Here is a 21,437-nt window from a genome sequence, read left to right on the forward strand (position 1 = left end):
TCGTTTGGCTTTTTACTTTGTGGTTTCTAAACCGCTACTCGGATACTTGTGCCACAGTATCAAATATAAAATCTGCCTCCCAACTCCATTCTTCTTTTTTTATTTCTATTGTAGTGAATCCCTTTCATTTGTTTCTTTTTGATAAAATCATATTCTGTAGTCTCTCTTTTCTTTATTGTTTGTGAATGTCTCTATGGAAACCTCTGTCGCTTGGAGTGAGCAGGATAATATATTTATGCGTGAAGCACTTAAGTGTGCCGTGCAAGCATATAAGCTAGGGGAGGTGCCGGTAGGGGCGGTTGTTGTGTTTCAAAATGAGATAATTGGCAGGGGTTACAATCAGCCAATTATGCGGCATGATCCTTCTGCTCATGCTGAAATGATGGCCATTCGACAAGCTGCACGGAAAATAGGAAATTACCGGCTAGTGGACTGCCAATTGTATGTAACTTTAGAACCTTGCTTAATGTGTAGTGGTGCCATCATGCATGCAAGGATTGGTCAGGTAATTTATGGTGCTCCAGATTTCAAAACTGGAGCTTGTGATAGCGTTTTGAATGTCTTTGAAAATTCACAATTAAACCATCATGCTAAAGTTCGCTCTGGATTGCTTGCAGATGAAGCCGTTAGTTTACTAAAGCAGTTTTTTGCTGAACGTAGAGCGCAGAAGCAATTGGCTAAGGGTGTAGAGTAGCACTATTTACAACTAAGGTTTTCCGCCTAAATCTGCTACGAGTTTGAGTAGCTTTGGGGCGATTTCTATTTCTAGAATTTCTTTGGACAATTTATAAGCGGGCCCACTGCAATTTAATGAGAGATGAGGTTGTCCTGATAACCCCGCACGAATTGGGCAACCAATTGCAAAAATTTCGCTTTCATACTCCCCTAATGAAATAGTAAAACCATTCTCTGCGTAGTAGGCTAGGGCTTTATTTAGTCCTTCATGAATAGCAGGCCATTTTTCACCATAATAAAGACCTAGCGATTCAATCGTTTGTTGTTGTTCACTTTCAGATAGGCCGGCAATCCATGCGCGTCCGATGGCGGTTGTTGCCAGTGGAACGGTCGACCCTATATCGTGCTTGATGCTTAGTCTGGCCGCGGAGCGGCAGGCTTCAATGTAGATCATTTGATTGCCTGATCTTGCTGCTAATGTGACTGATAATCCCGTTTCTTCAGACAGGGTTTTCATTAATGGAAGCGCGAATGAACGGATGTCTTGTGTGGCAAGTGCTGCATAGCCTAAGCCCAACACCGCAATGCCAGGGCGATATCTGCCATTTTCTTTGTCTTGGATTAAATAACCTAGTTGCAAAAGCGTGTAAGTTAGTCTTGATATGGTCGATTTAGGTAGACCGGTTCGTATCGCTAGCTCTTGGTTGCCAAGCCATGTATCTCCTGGCTTAAATGATTCGAGGATTGATAGCCCTCTTGCTAAGGCTGTGACGAATAGTCGATCTTTGTTGTGATCAATCTCTAAATTATTATTTTCGTCACTTATTGTCATTTTGGCTTCCTAAATAGAATTGAGATATTAACAATTTCTGTTAATGTTCTCCAGACTATCTAACTGTTCGAGTTTAGAAATGTTCACAGTGTATATTTGTTCAAATCAGCTAAAATGAAGTAAATATAGTGCGTTATGGTGTGAGGAGCATGGCATTGTTTAGAAAAATAAAAAGCCATTTAAGCTTGCAAGTCCTACTTTGGATTAGCTTGGTTCTATTCTTGATTATTTCTATTGATACCTACCTTTCTTGGAAGGCGTTGGATGTGCGCTTTCAGTCTTTAGAGCGTGCTCAAGTTTCTTCAAAACTAAAAATAGCTAATTCACTTGTCGAAGATCGAATTAAAGGTCTTGCGCGTGCCGCTGGGGATTATTCTAATTGGGATGAAACATGGAACTTTATGTTAACGCCCAATACTGAGTTTGAGCGGACTAATGTTTCGAAGGAAGTGTTGAGAAATTTAGATATTGATGGTTTTTGGTTGGTGCATATGGACCGCTCTGTCCGTGTGGCTGCATTTGGTTCTCGGCTGTCTGGAGATGCTGATGGTGCATTTTCTATTAGCTACAAACGTTTTCCTCAAATAGATCAAGTATTGCGAAGCATTGATTGGCCACGAGTTCAGGCTCAGATTACAAGTGGTCAAAAAGCAGGGCAATTTATCCTCGCTGGCGAACAGGCCTTAATGGTTGGTATTGCGCCTATCTTGCACAATGATGAGTCAGGCCCGCAGCGTGGATATGCATTAATGATTCGCGTCTTGGATAAGGAACGTTACTCTTCTTTATTCGAGTTAAGTAATTTTTCTTTTAATGTGATGCCTGAACAAAATGTAAAAAATGCAATTACATTTGAAGGGGATCATATCCTTTCTGCTTTCACCAATACCACTCCTACAAGGTACGGGTTTACCGTTGCGATAAATGAAGAGCGTGCTTCTACCAGTCAACGCATTGAAATTTTATGGCTTTTAATTCTTAACCTTTTTGTGATTTGGCTAGTTGCTACCTTTGCGCTTGTTAAAGGCGTTTCAAAAATCATTGTGTCTAGAATTCTTGCCTATGTTGCGACATTGAAAGGGTATACGGAGTCATCTAGTGGCATTCGTCTAAAGCATAAAAATATAGATGAGCTAGACACGCTGGCAGAACATATGAATGTCTTGATGGGGCGCGCAGAAAGCCATCGTGATCGCCTTGTGCATGAAGCAACGCATGATCCATTAACTCAATTGGCTAACCGCGCTTTATTAGCGGTAAAAATCGAAGAAGCAAAAATTAGTGCGCGTGCAAGTGGTAAGTGTTTTGCTTTAATTTTGATTGACCTTGACCATTTTAAAAATATTAATGACATTCATGGCCATTCGGTTGGCGACGATATTCTTCAGGTACTAGGACAGCGGTTGCGTGGCATTACGCATGAATCCGCTTGTATAGCGCGTCTTGGAGGAGATGAATTTGCCATTCTCTTACCTGAAATTTCTCGCGTAGAAGAGGCTCAACTACTTGCTAATAATATTCTTTTAAATCTGCAAAGCGGATTAATGTCAGATCGTCTGTGCTTTAACATGACGGCTAGTATTGGTGTGGTATTTGTTGAGAATCGTCAGATCGATAATACCTATAATTCTATTTTGATGAAAAAAGCCGATATTGCGATGTACCGTGCTAAGCAATATGGTCGAAATCGTGTGACTATTTTTGCGGATTGGATGCTGGAATTTTTGGAGGAAAATTCTCGTTTAGAGGCTGAGCTTGCTACGGCGTTAACCAACGATGAAATTGACTTTGTTATTCAACCCATTGTGAACGCAAATGACCTCTCATTGAAAGAATTTGAGATATTGGCAAGGTGGAATCATCCTCGTCTTGGTTTGGTAATGCCTGGAACGTTTATACCCGTTGCTGAAAATGCGCATATGATGCGACAGCTTACTTTGGAATTATTGAATAAAGCCTGCCAGCGCTGTCGGTCTTATATTCTCGCCCATCCGGGTAGCCGTATGTCTGTTAATGTCTCGATTCAAGAGTTGCTTGAAGATGGGTTTGTTGAAGAGCTTGAGTTGGTATTGCGGCAAAATGATTTCTCTGGTGGCTGGCTAAATCTTGAAATTACTGAATCTTTACTAGAAAGTAATGAGAATAGTTTGCTTGGACCAATGAATTATTGTGCCGGTTTAGGTATTAATTTCCACTTGGATGATTTTGGTACTGGTTATTCTTCCTTGGCTAGATTGCATACACTTCCATTTACCTCCATTAAGGTAGATAGATCCTTCATTAATCGTTTAGGGTTCGAGGGAGATGCAATTGTTGAGGCGATTGTGCGTATGGCGCATGCGTTGTCTTTAAAAGTGATATGCGAGGGGGTGGAGACTCGTGCGCAGTTAGACATGATTCGGCAACTGAATGCAGATAGTGTGCAAGGCTACTGGGTGGCTAAGCCGATGAAGTTTTCTGATTTTGAAAGTTGGACGGCTGTTGATCGAGAGTTTATGGTTCGTTAACTTTTGTCTGTTTGTATGAGAAAGCCCTGTGGTTGAAAAAACTGCAGGGCTTTTTTATTTGCGTCAAATGATTCTGATGTTTGCGCTAGCAGCTTTGCTTTTTTTTGGAGACTGGCGTATTATTTTTGCATTGTGAAATAAAGTTCCGCAAAGCGGAATTGATGAATTCTCGCTAAGGAGATCAGAATGAGCAAATTTAACTTTCAATGGAATGATCCACTCATGTTGTCTTCACAGTTAAGTGAAGAAGAACGCATGGTTCAAGATGCGGCAAATAGCTATTGCCAAGAGCAATTAATGCCTAGGATTCTTGAAGCAAACCGCCATGAAACTTTTGATGTGAGCATCATGAAAGAAATGGGCGAATTGGGTTTTCTTGGCGCAACGATTCCTGAGGAATATGGTGGCGCAGGTTTAGGGCATGTTTCGTACGGCTTGATTGCTAGAGAAGTAGAGCGTGTTGATTCTGGTTACCGTTCTGCGATGAGTGTGCAGTCTTCTTTAGTTATGTACCCAATTTATGCTTATGGTTCAGAAGAGCAAAAGCAAAAGTATTTACCAAGATTGGCAACCGGCGAGATTATTGGCTGTTTTGGATTAACAGAACCAAACTATGGCTCTGACCCTGGTGGAATGATTACGCGCGCGAAAAGTGTAGCAGGTGGTTATTCACTTTCAGGTAGCAAAATGTGGATTACCAATTCACCCGTTGCAGACATTTTCATCGTTTGGGCAAAAGATGATGCCGGCGAAATTCGTGGTTTTATCTTAGAAAAAGGGATGAAAGGTCTATCTGCGCCGAAAATTGAAGGTAAGTTTTCGCTTCGTGCCTCCATTACTGGTGAGATTGTGATGGATGAGGTGTTCGTCCCTGCTGAGAACTTATTACCGAATGTAAAAGGTTTAAAAGGTCCATTTGGTTGTTTGAATAAAGCCCGTTTTGGCATTGCGTGGGGAGTGATGGGGGCTGCAGAGTTCTGCTGGCATGCCGCACGTCAATATACCCTAGACCGTAAACAATTTGGTCGTCCATTAGCGGCGAATCAGCTGATTCAATTGAAGCTAGCCAATATGCAAACAGAAATTACGCTAGGTTTGCAGGCTGCGTTGCAGGTTGCTCGCCTTTTAGATGCGGATCAGTGGGCACCAGAAATGATTTCCCTCATTAAACGTAATAACTGCGGGAAATCGCTAGATATCGCCCGTGTTGCACGTGATATGCATGGTGGAAATGGTATTGCAGATGAATATCATATTATCCGCCACGTGATGAATCTTGAGGCGGTGAATACCTATGAGGGTACTCACGATGTGCATGCGTTGATTCTTGGTCGTGCACAGACGGGTATTGCGGCATTTGGCGCTTAATTTCTGCAACAAATAAAAAAGAGAAAAACATGGGTGCTTTATCTCATTTACGTGTACTGGATCTTTCCAGAGTATTGGCTGGGCCTTGGTGCAGTCAAAACTTAGCGGACTTAGGTGCCCATGTGATTAAAGTCGAGCGAACATTAAATGGGGATGATACCCGTGGTTGGGGCCCTCCCTTTTTAAAAGACACTAACGGAAACGATACAAAAGAGGCCGCATATTACTTGTGTGCTAATCGTGGTAAGCAATCGGTCACGATAGATTTTACAAGACCAGAAGGCCAAGCGTTGTTACACGAATTAGTAAAGCAATGTGACGTTGTGCTCGAAAATTTTAAAGTCGGTGGCCTAAAAAAGTATCAGTTGGATTACGACAGTATCAAAGCCATTAAGCCTGATATTGTGTATTGCTCTATTACTGGCTTTGGTCAATCTGGTCCTTATGCGGAACGTGCTGGCTATGACTTTATGATTCAAGGTCTTGGCGGCTTAATGAGTATTACTGGTGACCCAGATGGAGAGCCTCAGAAGGTTGGGGTGGCTGTAACGGACTTGTTTACCGGTATGTATGCCACAACTGCCATCTTGGCCGCGTTAAATCACCGACAAGTAACTGGCGTTGGCCAGCATATTGATATTGCGTTACTAGATTGCCAACTGGCCATGTTGGCGAATGTAGCGAGTAACCATTTAGTCGGTGGAATGAAGCCACCACGGTTAGGAAATGCACACGCTAATATTGTTCCCTACCAAGTTTTTGAAGTGGCGGATGGGCACATTATTGTGGCTGTAGGCAATGATACGCAATTTGCACGTTTTGCCGCGTTGTGTGGGCATGCTGAGTGGGCAAATGACGAGCGATTTGCTGCTAATAAAAACCGGGTGAAAAACCGGCAGATTTTGGTGCCGATGATTGCGGAAGCAATGAAATTACGTAATCGCGATGAATGGTTGCAGATGTTAGAGGTTGAGACGATACCTTGTGGCCCGATTAATAGTATTCCGCAGGCGTTTGAAGACCCTCATGTGCAATATCGTCAGATTAAGGTGAATGTTCCGCACCCAAGCGCTGGAAATGTGCCATTGGTGGCTAATCCAATTCGATTAAGTGAAACACCAATCGAATATAACGTTGCACCACCTACGCTTGGGCAGCATACACAAGAAGTGTTGAGTGATATAGCTGGCTTAACGGAAGAGCAACTAGCTGAATTAGCTGGTAAAGGTGTTATTTGAAGACATTCAATTTCAAAACCGTGTGTTGAATGGGTTTTGAATCATTTTCCTCTGCAGTCGTGGTGGGCCGATCGATTTATCGTCGGCCCTTTTTTTTACTTAGCTTATTTAGCGAGGTTTTCTTCTCGGTGACTTATCACGGGAAGGTGTTGTCCCGTGCGTGTTGTTTCCCGCTGCCAAACTACGTTTTGGAATAAATGGTTTGGTAGTTGTTTTTGGTGCGTCAGATGGTGCACTCACTTCTCTTGTTATTTTTTCTGCTGGCGTGGTCGATTTTTGATGATTGGTCCGAGGCTTGTTTAAAGCTGGCTTGGGCGCTCTACTTGGGCGCTCAGACGCTTCTGGTTTTGGAAAGTCGTATTGCGCTAATGGAATTTGCTTGCCCATCATTTTTTCGATGGCTTGAAGTGCTTTTCTCTCATCTGGTGCTACTAGCGAAATTGCACTTCCTTCTGCGCCTGCTCTACCTGTGCGGCCAATACGATGAACATAATCTTCTGCTACAGACGGCAGTTCGTAGTTTACTACGTGTGGTAGTTGGTCGATATCTAAACCACGAGCAGCAATATCGGTTGCCACTAATACTTGCAACTTACCACTTTTAAATTCAGATAGTGCTCTGGTACGTGCGCCTTGGCTTTTATTGCCATGAATCGCTAATGTAGGAATTTCTGCTTTTAACAAGCGTTCAGTTAGCGCATTGGCGCCATGTTTAGTTCTGGTAAAGACGAGCACTTGAAACCAGTTTTTCGATTTAATCAGATGGGTTAGCAAATGACGTTTATCTTCTTTATTCACTAAAACCGCTTCTTGTTGCACGGTTTCGGCTGCTGTATTTCTTCTTGCAACTTCAATGGTTTCAGGGTTACTGAGGAAGCTACTTGCTAGATTTTTAATATCATCTGAGAACGTGGCAGAGAAAAGTAGATTTTGGCGCGATGTAGGTAGTAATTCTAATATCTTACGGATGTCACGAATAAACCCCATATCTAACATGCGGTCTGCTTCATCTAGCACCAGAATTTCTACTTTCGACAGGTCCAATGTACCTTGTCTGACATGGTCTAAAAGCCGCCCAGGCGTGGCAACAAGAATATCTACTCGGCTTTTTAACGCTTTAATTTGCGGATTGATGCTGACTCCACCGAACATAGCAAAAGAGGTCAGTTTTAAAAATTGACCGTAGGTTTTTACGCTTTCATCGACTTGCGCTGCCAATTCGCGGGTAGGGGTCAACACGAGTGCTCTTACTGGTGGGCGTCCTTCTGAAGGCCCTTTTTTACTTTTGTCGGTCAGGCGATGAAGAATCGGGAGTGTAAAACCAGCCGTTTTCCCCGTCCCTGTTTGTGCTGCAGCAAGTAAATCTTTTCCTTCTAAAATACAAGGAATCGCTTGTGCTTGAATGGGGGTAGGGGTGTCGTAACCTGATGCGGTAATGGCCTCAAGAATAGGCTCGGATAATCCTAAGTCGGTAAATTTCATGGGGATTGAAGTCCTTCGGTAAGCGCCACAATGACATGTTCGTCTTGTTCAGTCTTGGGTTACCAGATGGGTTAGTCGAAATGTTTACTTGTAGAGGGTGCGTAGACCGGGACTTCAAGTCCTGTTTGAGACTGAGGCAAACAGGCGCATTTAATTCCTATATTTTATCAGATGGACCACTAAGTGTTGGGCGAAAAACGCTTATCTACCAAGTTTCTTTATAAAACTTTCATTTTCATGTTGGCAGAACACCCTGTTTCATAAGAAAATCTAGGGATTATTGACCTCTTGCGGCGCTGTAGCCGGCTAAAGATAGATCCCATGAAAAGTGCTGATATACGTAAGAAGTTTTTGGAATTTTTTGCTAGCAAGGGCCACCAAGTGGTTTCTTCTAGTCCACTAGTACCAGGCAACGACCCGACGCTAATGTTTACCGTTGCTGGTATGGTTCAGTTTAAAGACTGTTTCTTAGGTTTTGAAAAGCGTAGTTATACACGTGCCGTGACCTCTCAGCGTTGCTTGCGCGCGGGTGGTAAGCATAATGACTTAGAAAATGTGGGTTATACCGCTCGTCACCATACATTTTTCGAAATGTTGGGTAACTTCTCATTTGGTGATTACTTCAAACGTGATGCAATTAGTTTCGCGTGGGAGTTCTTGACGGGTGACGCATGGCTTAAATTGCCAAAAGAGCGTTTACTTGTCACCGTCTACGCATCAGATGACGAAGCATTCGATATCTGGAATAAAGAAGTGGGCGTTCCTGCCGATCGTATCATCCGTATTGGTGACAACAAAGGCGCACCATACGCATCAGATAACTTCTGGACGATGGGTGATACTGGTCCATGTGGTCCTTGTACGGAAATTTTCTACGACCATGGCCCGGATGTGGCTGGTGGCCCTCCAGGAAGCCCCGAAGAAGATGGCGATCGTTTTATCGAAATTTGGAATAACGTGTTTATGCAGTTTAACCGCGATGAAAGCGGTGTATTGCATCCGTTACCGAAGCCATCTGTTGATACCGGTATGGGCTTGGAGCGTTTGTCTGCTGTGTTACAGCATGTACATTCGAACTTCGAAATCGATCTTTTTGTGAACCTGCTAAAAGCAGCTGCGCGTGAAACCGGGCTTGAATACACCCAAGATCAACCATCTCTGAAAGTGATTGCAGACCATATTCGTGCATGTTCTTTCTTGATTACTGATGGCGTGATGCCGAGTAATGAAGGCCGTGGCTATGTACTGCGCCGTATTATCCGTCGTGCAGTTCGCCATGGTTATAAGTTGGGACAGAAACAATCGTTCTTTCATAAGCTAGTGCCTGATTTAGTGAAAGAAATGGGTGAAGCTTATCCTGAGCTGAAAGAGGCAGAATCACGTGTAGTGGCTGCGCTGAAAGCAGAAGAAGAGCAGTTTGCTAAGACATTAGAAAATGGCATGCAAGTGCTAGAAGATGCGCTGTCTGCTAACAGTACAAAGCTAAGCGGCGAAGTGATCTTCAAACTTTACGATACGTTCGGTTTCCCTGTTGATATGACAGCAGATATTGGCCGCGAACGTGGTGTTGAAGTAGATCTAGATGGTTTTGAGCGTGAAATGGAAGCTCAGCGTGAAAGAGCGCGCGCAGCATCTAGCTTCAAAACATCGGCCAATGTGGAATACGCTGGCGCAGCGACTGCTTTTGAAGGTTATGTGGAAGCGAGCGTTGATGCAAAAGTGCTTGCCCTCTACAAAGATGGCCAAGCCGTTGATCAGTTAGTTGCTGGTGATGCTGGTATTGTGGTCCTAGACAATACTGCTTTCTATGCGGAAGGCGGTGGTCAAGTTGGCGATACCGGTGAAATCTCTGCAACTGGTGGTGTTGACGCTTTGTTTGATGTGAAAGACACACAAAAGATTCAGGCGAGTGTGTTTGGCCACCACGGTGTGCTAAGCCGCGGCCAATTAAGCGTGGGTGATAGTGTGCAAGCAACGATTGATTTGCACCGTCGCCAAGCAACTGCCCGTAACCACTCGGCAACCCACTTGCTTCACGAAGCACTGCGTGAGGTATTGGGTACGCATGTGTCGCAAAAAGGATCGCTTGTTAACCACGAACGCACTCGTTTTGACTTTGCGCATGGTCAACCTGTTACCGCGGCAGAAATTGCAAAAATCGAGAGCATTGTTAACCATGTCGTTATGGCTAACTACGACGTAACTGCTAGCTTGATGTCTTTTGACGATGCATTAAAAACTGGTGCAATGGCGCTATTTGGTGAGAAATACGGTGATGTAGTCCGTGTGCTACAAATGGGGGATTTCTCAACTGAATTGTGTGGTGGTACGCACGTGCACCGTACCGGTGATATTGGCTTCTTTAAAGTCGTATCTGAAGGCGGTGTGGCAGCCGGTGTACGCCGTATCGAAGCGGTGACCGGTGAAGCGGCTGTTGCATGGGTGCAGCAGCAAGATATGCTGATCAAAGAAGCTGCGGGCTTGTTAAAAGCGCCGGTTGCAGAGTTAACTAGCCGTATTACGCAGACCCAGGACAACTTACGTAGCCTTGAAAAAGAAATTGCACAATTAAAAGCTAAATTGGCAAGTAGCCAGAGTGGCGAATTAATTGAAAAGGCCGTTGAAGTGAATGGCGTGAAGTTGTTGGTGGCTGAATTAGCGGGTGCCGATGTTTCTACATTGCGTCAAACCATGGATACACTAAAAGATAAGTTGGGCAGTGGTGTCGTGGTATTGGGAACGCATGCTGATGGCAAAGTATCGCTGATTGCAGGTGTGACAGCAGACTTAACTGGCAAAGTGAAAGCGGGCGAAGTGGTAAATCACGTTGCTCAGCAAGTTGGTGGTAAAGGCGGTGGCCGTCCAGATATGGCGCAAGCGGGTGGGACTCAACCAGAGAACCTTGCTGCTGCTTTAGCGAGTGTACAAGACTGGTTAGCAGCTAAGTAAGCGCTAGAAAGTTGTTACGTAAAAAGGCCCCGATATGCATCGGGGCTTTTTTATGAGTGTTGCAACTTAAATAGTGTTTGATAGGTTGAGAAAAAGACGTAAAAAAAGCTCACGCGGTCAGCATGAGCTTTTTTTTGTGACTATTTCAATGCAGATTCAATACTGAATTAAGCAGGTGGTAGCGTATCAATAAAGCTTTGGCGTTCTGATAACTTTTGGAAATGTCTGGCCAGATTTGGGTATGACTCTTTCCAGTTGAGTTCTGTAAATCGTAAATCTAAGTAGCCTAAAGCGCAGCCTGTCGCGATATCTGCAAGGGTAAAGCCTTCGCCGACACACCAAGTCTTATCTGCCAATTGTTCTGACATGACTTGCAAGGCTCGGTGAATTTTCTCTTCTTGGCGAGCAATCCAATCCGGGTCTTGCTTATCTGCGGCGCGTTTGGTTTTCTCTAGAAAAATCGTCACTGCTGCATCGCAAATACCATCGGCTAATGCCTCCCAACGTTTTACGCGAGTTTGAGGTCGGGTATCTTGTGGTAGCAATTTGCCAACAGGGGAGAGGCGATCCATGTATTCCACAATTACTCTGGAATCGAATAGCGTATCACCATCATCCAAAATCAAAACAGGGATTTTGCCTAATGGGTTTAGATTAGGCACGTTGGTATCTGCATTCCAAGGAATGTCGATCACATTTTCCACTGTGAGCTGCTTTTCCTGTGCCACGATCCTTGCCTTGCGGGCGTACGGGCTGGTCAGTGAAATAATCAGTTTCATGGAGTTTCCATAAGTGAGAATAACGTTTCGTTTTACATTATAAACTAAGATTGACCCCGCTGAAGGGCATTTCTTTGCTTATTTGCACTGCAGCATTTAAGGTGAATCATTTGCGCACAGAATTACGTAATGATGAAATCTCTCGCAAAAACTTCGTTAAAAAACTGGAATAAGCGATCATTATCACAATATGCAACATTAAAGCGAAGCCAAGGTGTATTGGATTGATCTGGCCTAAATAAATAGCCAGGGGCTAACAAAATATCTTTTGATACGGCTAATTGTGAAAGAATGAGTGGGTCAATTGCTGTTTTTTTACATTTCGCCCATAAAAACATCCCCGCACCTGGTTCATGAAAGAGTTCAAAACCAGCTTCTTCTAGTCGCCGAGCGGTTTTCTCTTGTGCGCGCCCCAGTTTTTCTTTCAATTGTTCTAGGTGTTTGCGGTGATGGCCTTCCGTTAGGATGCCGTGCACGAGCGTTTCGTTGAGCTCTGGGGTGGCCATGCCGGAAACGAGCTTATGGTAAACCAATTCTTCTAATAAGCCTTTTTCCGCCGCGATAAACCCTACGCGCAATCCCGGCGCAATCGATTTTGAAAAACTACCGATATAGACCACTTGCTTTAATTGATCCATGCTGGCGAGTGTCTGCTGCCTGCCGGGAACTAGGTCACTCGATACATTATCTTCCACTATTTTGAAGTCATACTGTGCCGCCAACTGTAGGACGCGATAAGCCGTGGCAGGGCTATAACTTGCCCCAGTCGGGTTTTGCAGTTGTGTATTGGTAAAATACAACTTCGGGCGATGGGTTGCGAGGATATTCGTTAAGGCCTGAATATCAGGTCCGCTCGGGGTCATTGGGACGCCAATGAGTTTTAAGCCACGCAATCTAAGTGCGGACATCAAGTTACTATAACCCGGATCATCTACGAGTACTGTATCGCCGGTGACGGTGAGGCGTCTGGTGACTAAATCAAGCGCTTGACTCGCCCCAAGTGTTAATAGGACTTGTTCGGTACCTACTTCAATTTCTAGTTCTTGTAAGTGACGTGAGATGGTTTCTCTTAGTGGTGCATACCCTTTAGGGTGGCCATATTTCACAATGCGGTCGGTTGATCTTGCCGCCTGCCGTAGCCCTTTTTGTAAGGCTTCTTCATCTAGCCAGGTGGTTGGTAGCCAGCCGCAACCAGCATGAATGCCTGATTCGGCATTTTCATACACATTTCTAAGTAACCAATAACTGTCTACGTTACTTTCATTTAACCTCGGTTTAACAGGGTCTGTTTTCGGTGCTGAATCGGCCACAAAAAAACCTGCACCTCGCCTTGGTTGCAAAAAGCCTTTGGCTACTAATCGATCATACGCTTCTACAACGGTAAAGGTAGATATCCCATGCGCTTGGGCAAATTGCCTGATGGACGGGGCTTTGCTGCCAGGGCGTAGTTGCCGATTGCTAATTCGGTTGCTCAATCCATTCACGATTTGAGAAACGAGGGACTCGTTACTTTCAGGGTTGAGATCTAAAAGAGGTAATAAGCTTTTGTTCATTGCAACATAACCGTAAAGGGAAAAATTCCAATACAGCTAGTGTACACAATTTTTAAACTGTATATGTGACTGTATTGGTAAAGCCAATACAGTTAGCACACCCCTCACCAACCTTGTAATGAAGAGCTCAAGGAGATAACGATGACACTTGAATGGAACGGTAGCCCATTGCCAATGGATGCATACTGGATGCCATTTACGGCAAATCGCCAGTTCAAAGCAGCACCACGTATGTTGGTTTCTGCACAGGACATGCATTTTACCGATATTGATGGCCGCCAGATTCTAGATGGTACTGCTGGTCTATGGTGTGTAAACGCTGGTCACAATCGCCCAACTATTACGGAAGCGGTTCAGCGTCAGATTGCTACCTTAGATTATGCACCACCATTTCAAATGGGACACCCTCAAGCGTTTATCGCAGCCGACCGTTTGGCGAAAATGGCGCCAGCCGGTTTGAATCGTGTGTTTTTTACCAACTCTGGTTCAGAATCTGCGGATACCGCGCTCAAAATCGCGCTAGGTTATCACCGCATGAAAGGCGATCATCTTCGTACTAAATTGATTGGTCGTGAACGTGGTTACCACGGTGTGAACTTTGGTGGCATTTCTGTTGGTGGTATTGCTGGCAACCGTAAGTTGTTTGGCAATGCATTGGCAGGTGTTGATCATTTGTCTCACACTCATGATTTGGCTCGTAACGCTTTTTCTAAAGGCGAGCCAGCATTGGGTGGCGAAGAAATGGCTAATGCTGTTGAAGCGCGCATCACCACCTTGCACGATCCTTCGACCATTGCTGCCATTATTGTTGAGCCAGTTGCAGGTTCTACTGGTGTGATCTTGCCTCCAAAAGGTTACCTAAAGCGCTTGCGCGAGATTTGTACCAAACACGGCATTTTGTTGATTTTTGATGAAGTGATTACCGGTTTTGGTCGTTTGGGTACCGCTTGGGGTGCAGACAAGTTTGATGTTGTTCCTGACATTATTACTTGTGCAAAAGGCCTAAGTAACGGTGTTATTCCAATGGGTGCAGTCATCGTGAAACAAGAAATTCACGATGCGTACATGGCAGCGAGCGCAGAAAATGCGATCGAATTGCCACATGGCTATACCTACTCGGCACATCCTGTTGCTGCTGCTGCTGCAGTTGCAACACTGGATCTTTACCAAGAAGAGAAGCTATTTGAGCGTGCTGCTGCATTGGAAAGTCACTGGGAAGCCGGTGTGCATTCACTAAAAGGTCTGCCGCATGTGAAAGACCTTCGCAATATCGGTCTTGTTGCTGGTATTGAACTAGAGTCTGCGCCAGGTAAAGTAGGTAAGCGTGCATTTGAGGTGTATCTCAAGGCTTGGGACAAAGGTGTATTGATCCGTACCACTGGTGACATCATTGCCTTGTCGCCTCCACTGATCATCAATAAAGAGCAGATCGACCAGATCTTTAACGTATTAGCAGATGTACTAAAAACCATTGAGTAAATGTTTGGTGCTTTGCTAGTGAGTAAATTGGGGCGGTGAATTTCAATCGATCACCGTCTCTTATTAAAACCATGATTGAGGGGAAAGTAATGTCAGAAGTTCTTCACTATATCAACGGTCAACGTGTTGCTGGTACAGGTACCCGCACAAGTGATGTGTTCAACCCAGCGCTAGGCGAAGTAGTTGCAAAAGTACGTTTGGCAGATGAAGCCGATGTAAATACCGCTGTTGCTGCGGCAAAAGCTGCGTTCCCAGCTTGGTCTGCAACTAGCCCACTACGTCGTTCACGCGTGATGTTCAAGTTCAAAGATTTGCTTGAGCAAAACATGCAGAAACTGGCTGAATTGATCAGCAGCGAACACGGTAAAGTGGTATCTGATGCAATGGGTGAAGTGACCCGTGGTCTTGAAGTAGTGGAATTTGCTTGTGGCATTCCTCAATTGTTGAAAGGTGAATACACCGAGCAAGTAGGTGGTGGTATCGATGCTTACACCACTCGCCAATCCTTAGGTGTGGTTGCTGGTATTACCCCATTTAACTTCCCTGCCATGGTGCCAATGTGGATGTTCCCGGTGGCGATTGCAACCGGTAACACCTTCATTCTAAAACCATCTGAGCGCGATCCTTCTGCTGCCTTGTTGATTGCAGATCTACTAAAAGAAGCTGGCTTGCCAGATGGCGTATTTAACGTATTGCATGGTGACAAACTAGCGGTTGATGGTCTATTGACCCACCCAGACGTGCAAGCAATTAGCTTTGTTGGTTCTACTCCAATTGCTAAATACATCTACGAAACTGGTGCGCATCACGGCAAACGTGTTCAGGCACTAGGTGGCGCGAAAAACCACATGATCGTGATGCCTGATGCAGACCTAGATCAAGCAGTGGATGCATTGACTGGCGCAGCTTACGGTTCAGCTGGTGAGCGTTGTATGGCGATTTCTGTTGCGCTAGCGGTTGGCGATGTAGCTGATCAACTAGTTGAAAAAATGGCAGAGCGTGCTCGCACATTGAAAATCAACGTGGGTACTGATCCTCATGCTGAAATGGGTCCATTGGTGACCAAACAGCACCAAGAAAAAGTAGCTGGTTATGTGGCTAAAGGTGTTGAAGAGGGTGCAACATTAGTTGTTGATGGCCGTGGTCTGAAAGTGCCTGGCTATGAAAATGGCTTCTTCTTGGGTGGTACATTATTCGACAACGTAACCCCAGAAATGACCATCTACAAAGAAGAAATCTTTGGCCCAGTATTGTGCATTGTTCGTGTGCCAGACTTCGAAGCGGCGCTAAAACTGATCAATGACCACGAATTCGGTAACGGTACTTCCATCTTTACCCGTGATGGTGATGCAGCGCGTAACTTCGCTCACCGTGTGCAAGTAGGTATGGTTGGTATTAACGTGCCTATTCCAGTACCAATGGCATTCCATAGCTTTGGTGGCTGGAAGGCATCTCTATTTGGTGATCATCATATGCACGGCCCTGAAGGCGTTCGTTTCTACACCAAAATGAAAGCCGTGACCACTCGCTGGCCAACAGGTATTCGTGCTGGTGCTGAATTTGTTATGCCTACAATGAAGTAATTGTCTGGTTTAACGTAATAAAAAACCGATCAGGTGACTGATCGGTTTTTTTATTTTTTACGGATAAGAAACTTAGTCATTTTTCTGTCATCTACCCCTGATAAGTTTATCTACTTTCGTGATGAATGACTTGAGGAAGATATGAAGCGCACAATTTCAGCCTTAATCGGCTTAGTTTCTTTACCGGCAATGGCTGAAGAGTTTAGTTTTTTACCATCAACACTGCCAGATGTGTCTGCAATTGAACGATATGAAGTGCATACCCCAAAGCTTCCTCAAGGCATGCCAATGGCAGTTGGCTCTGGATTGCGCTTCAAAGGATATGAAAAAGGGACTTCGGCATTAGAGTTTTGGTCGTTAACAGACCGTGGTCCAAATGTGGATACGCCAGATGTGTTGGTGAGGGGGAAAGCGACTGCAAGCAAATTATTTGTGGCGCCAGACTTTACGCCAACTATTGCGCAAATTCGTGTTTCGTTAGCTGAAAAAGCGGCAGTCATTCAAACCATGCCTATTAAACAATCTGGCAAGCAGATTTCTGGATTGCCAGTACCATCTGGCTCTGTGGGGTCTACGGGTGAGGTTGGTTTAGATCGCCTCCTAAATACATTGTCTTATGATGTGAATGGTCTAGATCCCGAAGGGATTGATTTCGATGCCCAAGGTAATTTGTGGATTGTGGACGAGTATGGTCCATTTATTGCCAAAATTGATGGCAAAACTGGTGAGGTCCTAAAAAAGTATGGCCCCGGCGTTGGATTGCCTGCTGAACTAGCATTTCGCCAGCCCAACCGTGGTTTTGAAGGGGTTGCCGTGACACCATCTGGCAAGGTGGTTGCAACCATTCAAAGTACATTGGATGTAGAAGGTAAGACGAAGAGTGATGCGTTGTTTACTCGTATCGTTGTACTAGACCCAGCTACTGACAGTGTAAAACAATATGCTTACCCTGTTTCTGCCTTCTTTAAGAAAGCCGGAGATATGAAGATTGGGGATATTGTTGCGATCTCTGAAACAAAGTTTGCATTGATCGAACAAGGCAAAGATAAAGATAAGCAAATGCACAACGATATTGTGCTGGTTGATTTATCGAATGCTACCGATATTCAAGGTAAGACACTACCAAATGGCAAATTACTAGAGTTTGCTAATGCTGCAGATGTTCAGCAAATGGGGGTGCAATTTGCAACCAAGAAAACCATCTTGGATTTAAGAAAGCTAGGTTGGAAGCCTGAAAAATCAGAAGGCCTTGCACTGGTGGATGGCACGACGTTAGCGGTCATTAATGATAATGATTTTGCAGTTGGTAGTCAGTTAAAAGGGACAGATAAGAAGCTAGATGAGTTAGTAGTTTCTGACGGCAAGCTGCAAGATAAGTCGGGAAATGTTCATCAAGGTGCATCGCTTTCTATTGAGCAAAATGATGACAAAACCGAGTTGTGGCTAATTACGTTGAGAAAGTCACTGAAAGACTGGAAGTAATTTGATGTAGACGCAAAAAAGCCCGCATTAGCGGGCTTTTTTATTGGGTGAAACCCAATCAACAAACGTAAGAATTAAGCGCGACGCTTGAATTCGTGTGTACGTGTATCGATTTCAATCATGTCGCCAATTTCAACGAATGCAGCAACTTGAATTTCTGCACCGTTAGTCAATTTAGCTGGTTTCATTACTTTACCAGAGGTATCGCCACGAACTGCTGGTTCTGTGTAAGACACTTCACGAACAATCGTTGTTGGTAGTTCAACAGAAATTGCTTTACCGTTGTAGAAAGTAACTTCACATACGTCTTCCATACCATCTTGTAGGTACTGAAGCACGTCGCCCATGTTATCAGCTTCGATTTCGTACTGATTGAATTCTGTATCCATGAACACGTACATTGGATCAGCAAAGTAAGAGTAGGTACACTCTTTCTTATCTAAGATCACAACGTCAAATTTTTCGTCAGCCTTGTAAACGGCTTCAGAAGCAGAGCCGGTCAGCAAGTTTTTCATTTTCATCTTGACCACAGCAGCGTTACGGCCAGATTTGTTGTATTCAGCTTTTTGAACAACCATTGGGTCGTTACCTAGCATAAATACGTTGCCAGAGCGGAGTTCCTGAGCGGTTTTCATTGTCAAACTATCCTGTTTTAACTGTGTCAAATTGGGCGATACAGAGTGTCCGCCAAACTCATAATTCTAACCTGCTTTTGCAGAATTGTGCCAGCTGTTTGGCAATTGGTTGTTGTTTTTCCAGCGTTTTTTGCCAAGATATGGCTAAGTCTTCATGTTCTGGCAGGCTATTTAGTAAATTTGTGAGCAAATCTGATTCTTTCAGATCTGTGTTCCACTGATATGACAGGGCGCGAAAATTGGCCGCCAGTTGTGTTGGCCAAGCATTTAGGTAGCGATCTAAAAAAGCAGATAGTTTATCTAAATGTGCATTTTCTTCTTGTTGGTAGATGTGCCAAATAAATGGCTTACCAGCCCATTGTGCGCGAAGAAATGAATCTTCTCCCCTGATGAAATTTAAATCACATCGCCACAACAGTTCATCATATTCATCTTGGCTCATGAAAGGCAGGCATTCGATTACTAACTTGTCCATTTTAAAATGACGAGAAGTTTCGATGATTGAAGGTGGATTGATGTGCGAATGAAGCCAGCTTTTAACATCAGGCAAGATTTTGCTATCGGTTACATATAAATGAATCGGCTGAGAATAATTCATTAACGTATCTAGCAATACGGGAAGAGATGGATTCTCATACGCAAATAAACTGATATAGATAGGCTTTTTAGCTCGTTCAATCTCATTTGCACGATTGATTGAGGATAAATATTGATCTCTTTTACTAATTAAATCGTGTTCTCGAAATAATCCTGCTGTTTTGTCAGTGAACCCAGGGAAGATGAAGTACTTGGTTATGCCAAGTTGTGGATGAATCGATGTCATGCCATGGCAATCTTCGACCCAAGATTCTGCGGATAAATACTCGAGGTTAATCCAGCAAAAATGAGGATTTGCCTGATACGTTTTTGAAATATAAGAGAGTGGAATATCGCATGCGAAGGCTTCAATCACGATGTCGGAGAAGACTGTGCATGCATCGATATTGGCATCATCCCATTGTTGGACTTCAATCCCCTCGATTAGTTGAGAGGGTAGGTCTAATTGAACGGTATTTACCAATTTTTGCATGGTAGGTAAATCGTCGACCCATAGACGTATTGTCTCATTTGTTTCTGTTGCTAATTGTTTGGCAAATCGCCAGCAAACGCCGATATCGCCAAAGTTATCGACTACTTTGCAAAATATGTCCCATCTGAATGGCTTCATCGAATACGTATCTCTTAACACTGCTTTAAATCAAGAATGTATATAAAAAAAACAAAAGACAGCGAACGCCGCTGGTTTTTTTTATTTAAGCCACTTATGCTAATGACTTGATTACCTATGATTACAGGAAAACCTCAACATGCAGATTATGACAGAATGGTTTGGTCCAGTAGATATTGATCCTGCAACAACACTGACATTCCCTGTCGGACTGCCAGGATTTGAAGATTGTACGCGTTTTAAATTGCTACATGATGAGCAAAAAGCAAATCCATTGGTACGCTGGTTGCAATCGCTTGATCGTCCTGATGTCACATTTAGTGTTGTCGATCCTGCAATCTTTGATGTTCGTTATGAACTGACACTGACAGACGAAGAAACTAATTTGCTGTCTTATACAGAAGGCGATCATGTTGTCGTGTTAATGTTGTTAGGCCGTTCTGAAGATGCAAGTGTCATCGTGCCAAAAGCAAAATTTCCGATCTTGCTAAACTTGGATAAACAAACCGGGTTACAAAAACAAGCAACAACTTGCGAATTAGTATTTAGAAACGTATAAATCTAGCATTGGCGCTGGGTTTAGCTACATTTTGATAAATGGCTTAGGAAAAAAATCTTAAGCCATTGTCATGTGTTTGGCGTTTCGCTCGCTTGGTAGTATTATATCGCCCATTTCCAGTAGTGGATTCCATAGCGGATGAAGACCACCTTTTTAGAATTTGAACAGCCAATTGCCGAACTTGAAGCAAAAGTTGAAGAGCTTCGTTTCGTGCAAGACGACTCTGCGGTAGATATCTCTGAAGAGATTGATCGCCTGCAAAAAAAGAGCCTTGAATTAACCAAGAATATTTATGCCAAGCTAAGTCCTTGGCAAATTTCTCAAGTTGCTCGTCACCCTCAGCGTCCTTATACCCTTGATTATATCGATGGTATTTTTACCGATTTCCATGAACTACATGGCGATCGTACGTTTGCGGATGACAGAGCAATTGTCGGTGGGTTAGCCCGATTTAATGGTCAACCAGTGGTTGTTATTGGGCACCAAAAAGGCCGTGATACTAAAGAAAAGATCATGCGCAACTTTGGTATGCCTAAACCAGAAGGTTACCGCAAAGCCTTACGCTTAATGAAAATGGCAGAACGTTTTGGTTTGCCGGTATTTACATTCATCGATACACCGGGTGCCTATCCTGGTATTGGCGCGGAAGAACGTGGCCAATCAGAGGCGATCGGTCGCAATTTGTATGAAATGACAACACTAAAAGTGCCTGTCATTTGTACAGTGATTGGTGAAGGTGGCTCCGGTGGCGCTTTGGCGATTGCCGTTGGCGATGTAACCATGATGCTGCAATACTCAACGTATTCTGTTATTTCTCCTGAAGGATGTGCTTCTATCCTTTGGAAGACTGCAGAGCGTGCATCAGATGCAGCGGAAGCATTAGGCATTACGGCAAGTCGCTTGAAAACCCTTGGTTTAATTGACAAAGTCGTGAATGAGCCAGTAGGTGGTGCGCATCGTGATCATCGTTTGATGATGCAAACCATGAAAAAGACACTGCAAGACGCGTTGAAGAATTTGCAAGATAAGCCAATTGATGAGTTGTTGGACAATCGTTACGAGCGTCTGATGAGCTATGGCAAATTTAACGTAGAAGCAGCCTAATCTGA

General features: G+C 44.0%; 16 protein-coding genes. 10 read left to right on the forward strand and 6 right to left on the reverse strand.

Going from position 1 to position 21,437, the window contains the following annotated elements:
* Nucleotides 1-193 precede the first annotated feature (193 nt).
* The gene (tadA, locus tag LIN78_RS11440; RefSeq protein WP_227180973.1) at nucleotides 194-694 is read left to right on the forward strand and encodes a tRNA adenosine(34) deaminase TadA; all 501 of its coding nucleotides are present in this window, start codon (nucleotides 194-196) and stop codon (nucleotides 692-694) included.
* 12 nt (nucleotides 695-706) lie between these two features.
* Here the strand turns inward: tadA and LIN78_RS11445 are convergent, their stop codons facing one another.
* Nucleotides 707-1,507: an IclR family transcriptional regulator gene (locus LIN78_RS11445; RefSeq protein WP_227180974.1), complete on the reverse strand. Its 801-nt coding sequence runs from the start codon at nucleotides 1,505-1,507 to the stop codon at nucleotides 707-709.
* Between the two features lie 149 nt (nucleotides 1,508-1,656).
* Between LIN78_RS11445 and LIN78_RS11450 the strand changes: the two genes are divergently transcribed.
* The 3 genes from LIN78_RS11450 (at nucleotide 1,657) to LIN78_RS11460 (ending at nucleotide 6,620) form a co-directional block, all read left to right on the forward strand.
* Nucleotides 1,657-4,014, forward strand: a complete 2,358-nt coding sequence (locus LIN78_RS11450) for a putative bifunctional diguanylate cyclase/phosphodiesterase (RefSeq protein WP_227180975.1) — start codon at nucleotides 1,657-1,659, stop codon at nucleotides 4,012-4,014.
* Nucleotides 4,015-4,200: 186 nt separating this feature from the next.
* A complete protein-coding gene (locus LIN78_RS11455) occupies nucleotides 4,201-5,382 on the forward strand; it encodes an acyl-CoA dehydrogenase (RefSeq protein WP_227180976.1) in 1,182 nt (393 codons plus the stop codon).
* Nucleotides 5,383-5,411: 29 nt separating this feature from the next.
* Complete coding sequence (locus tag LIN78_RS11460; protein WP_227180977.1) at nucleotides 5,412-6,620, forward strand: CaiB/BaiF CoA transferase family protein; 1,209 nt, start codon at nucleotides 5,412-5,414, stop codon at nucleotides 6,618-6,620.
* 108 nt (nucleotides 6,621-6,728) lie between these two features.
* Here LIN78_RS11460 and LIN78_RS11465 read toward each other — a convergent pair whose 3' ends face one another.
* A complete protein-coding gene (locus tag LIN78_RS11465; protein ID WP_227180978.1) occupies nucleotides 6,729-8,102 on the reverse strand; it encodes a DEAD/DEAH box helicase in 1,374 nt (457 codons plus the stop codon).
* Between the two features lie 321 nt (nucleotides 8,103-8,423).
* On the opposite strand from LIN78_RS11465, the gene alaS reads away from it, so the two are divergent.
* Nucleotides 8,424-11,051 (forward strand): alanine--tRNA ligase, encoded by a 2,628-nt coding sequence (gene alaS / locus LIN78_RS11470; protein WP_227180979.1) that lies wholly within the window; start codon nucleotides 8,424-8,426, stop codon nucleotides 11,049-11,051.
* 167 nt (nucleotides 11,052-11,218) lie between these two features.
* Here the strand turns inward: alaS and LIN78_RS11475 are convergent, their stop codons facing one another.
* Complete coding sequence (locus tag LIN78_RS11475) at nucleotides 11,219-11,830, reverse strand: glutathione S-transferase (RefSeq protein WP_227180980.1); 612 nt, start codon at nucleotides 11,828-11,830, stop codon at nucleotides 11,219-11,221.
* Nucleotides 11,831-11,952: 122 nt separating this feature from the next.
* A complete protein-coding gene (locus tag LIN78_RS11480; RefSeq protein ID WP_227180981.1) occupies nucleotides 11,953-13,383 on the reverse strand; it encodes an aminotransferase-like domain-containing protein in 1,431 nt (476 codons plus the stop codon).
* Between the two features lie 141 nt (nucleotides 13,384-13,524).
* Between LIN78_RS11480 and aptA the strand changes: the two genes are divergently transcribed.
* The 3 genes from aptA to LIN78_RS11495 all read left to right on the forward strand — a co-directional run bounded on the left by aptA (nucleotide 13,525) and on the right by LIN78_RS11495 (nucleotide 17,927).
* On the forward strand, nucleotides 13,525-14,862 hold the full coding sequence (gene aptA, locus LIN78_RS11485) for an omega-aminotransferase AptA (protein ID WP_227180982.1): 1,338 nt from the start codon (nucleotides 13,525-13,527) through the stop codon (nucleotides 14,860-14,862).
* An 89-nt stretch (nucleotides 14,863-14,951) separates the two neighbouring features.
* A complete protein-coding gene (locus LIN78_RS11490; protein WP_227180983.1) occupies nucleotides 14,952-16,445 on the forward strand; it encodes a CoA-acylating methylmalonate-semialdehyde dehydrogenase in 1,494 nt (497 codons plus the stop codon).
* A 141-nt stretch (nucleotides 16,446-16,586) separates the two neighbouring features.
* Nucleotides 16,587-17,927, forward strand: a complete 1,341-nt coding sequence (locus tag LIN78_RS11495) for an esterase-like activity of phytase family protein (RefSeq protein WP_227180984.1) — start codon at nucleotides 16,587-16,589, stop codon at nucleotides 17,925-17,927.
* A gap of 74 nt (nucleotides 17,928-18,001) precedes the next feature.
* Here LIN78_RS11495 and efp read toward each other — a convergent pair whose 3' ends face one another.
* Nucleotides 18,002-18,562 (reverse strand): elongation factor P, encoded by a 561-nt coding sequence (gene efp, locus LIN78_RS11500; RefSeq protein WP_227180985.1) that lies wholly within the window; start codon nucleotides 18,560-18,562, stop codon nucleotides 18,002-18,004.
* A gap of 58 nt (nucleotides 18,563-18,620) precedes the next feature.
* Nucleotides 18,621-19,769, reverse strand: coding sequence for an elongation factor P maturation arginine rhamnosyltransferase EarP (gene earP / locus LIN78_RS11505; RefSeq protein ID WP_227180986.1), 1,149 nt, complete (start codon nucleotides 19,767-19,769; stop codon nucleotides 18,621-18,623).
* Between the two features lie 139 nt (nucleotides 19,770-19,908).
* Between earP and fliW the strand changes: the two genes are divergently transcribed.
* On the forward strand, nucleotides 19,909-20,328 hold the full coding sequence (gene fliW / locus LIN78_RS11510) for a flagellar assembly protein FliW (protein ID WP_227180987.1): 420 nt from the start codon (nucleotides 19,909-19,911) through the stop codon (nucleotides 20,326-20,328).
* Between the two features lie 138 nt (nucleotides 20,329-20,466).
* Nucleotides 20,467-21,432 (forward strand): acetyl-CoA carboxylase carboxyltransferase subunit alpha, encoded by a 966-nt coding sequence (locus LIN78_RS11515; RefSeq protein WP_227180988.1) that lies wholly within the window; start codon nucleotides 20,467-20,469, stop codon nucleotides 21,430-21,432.
* Nucleotides 21,433-21,437: the final 5 nt, after the last annotated feature.

It is taken from the genome of Leeia speluncae, assembly GCF_020564625.1.
GTDB classification, from domain to species: Bacteria; Pseudomonadota; Gammaproteobacteria; order Burkholderiales; family Leeiaceae; genus Leeia; species Leeia speluncae.

Bases quoted from the DNA above. Each gene is read 5' to 3' on its own strand.
- tadA (WP_227180973.1), top strand. From the start codon at position 194: ATGGAAACCTCTGTCGCTTGGAGTGAGCAGGATAATATATTTATGCGT.
- LIN78_RS11445 (WP_227180974.1), bottom strand. From the start codon at position 1,507: ATGACAATAAGTGACGAAAATAATAATTTAGAGATTGATCACAACAAA.
- LIN78_RS11450 (WP_227180975.1), top strand. From the start codon at position 1,657: ATGGCATTGTTTAGAAAAATAAAAAGCCATTTAAGCTTGCAAGTCCTA.
- LIN78_RS11455 (WP_227180976.1), top strand. From the start codon at position 4,201: ATGAGCAAATTTAACTTTCAATGGAATGATCCACTCATGTTGTCTTCA.
- LIN78_RS11460 (WP_227180977.1), top strand. From the start codon at position 5,412: ATGGGTGCTTTATCTCATTTACGTGTACTGGATCTTTCCAGAGTATTG.
- LIN78_RS11465 (WP_227180978.1), bottom strand. From the start codon at position 8,102: ATGAAATTTACCGACTTAGGATTATCCGAGCCTATTCTTGAGGCCATT.
- alaS (WP_227180979.1), top strand. From the start codon at position 8,424: ATGAAAAGTGCTGATATACGTAAGAAGTTTTTGGAATTTTTTGCTAGC.
- LIN78_RS11475 (WP_227180980.1), bottom strand. From the start codon at position 11,830: ATGAAACTGATTATTTCACTGACCAGCCCGTACGCCCGCAAGGCAAGG.
- LIN78_RS11480 (WP_227180981.1), bottom strand. From the start codon at position 13,383: ATGAACAAAAGCTTATTACCTCTTTTAGATCTCAACCCTGAAAGTAAC.
- aptA (WP_227180982.1), top strand. From the start codon at position 13,525: ATGACACTTGAATGGAACGGTAGCCCATTGCCAATGGATGCATACTGG.
- LIN78_RS11490 (WP_227180983.1), top strand. From the start codon at position 14,952: ATGTCAGAAGTTCTTCACTATATCAACGGTCAACGTGTTGCTGGTACA.
- LIN78_RS11495 (WP_227180984.1), top strand. From the start codon at position 16,587: ATGAAGCGCACAATTTCAGCCTTAATCGGCTTAGTTTCTTTACCGGCA.
- efp (WP_227180985.1), bottom strand. From the start codon at position 18,562: ATGAAAACCGCTCAGGAACTCCGCTCTGGCAACGTATTTATGCTAGGT.
- earP (WP_227180986.1), bottom strand. From the start codon at position 19,769: ATGAAGCCATTCAGATGGGACATATTTTGCAAAGTAGTCGATAACTTT.
- fliW (WP_227180987.1), top strand. From the start codon at position 19,909: ATGCAGATTATGACAGAATGGTTTGGTCCAGTAGATATTGATCCTGCA.
- LIN78_RS11515 (WP_227180988.1), top strand. From the start codon at position 20,467: ATGAAGACCACCTTTTTAGAATTTGAACAGCCAATTGCCGAACTTGAA.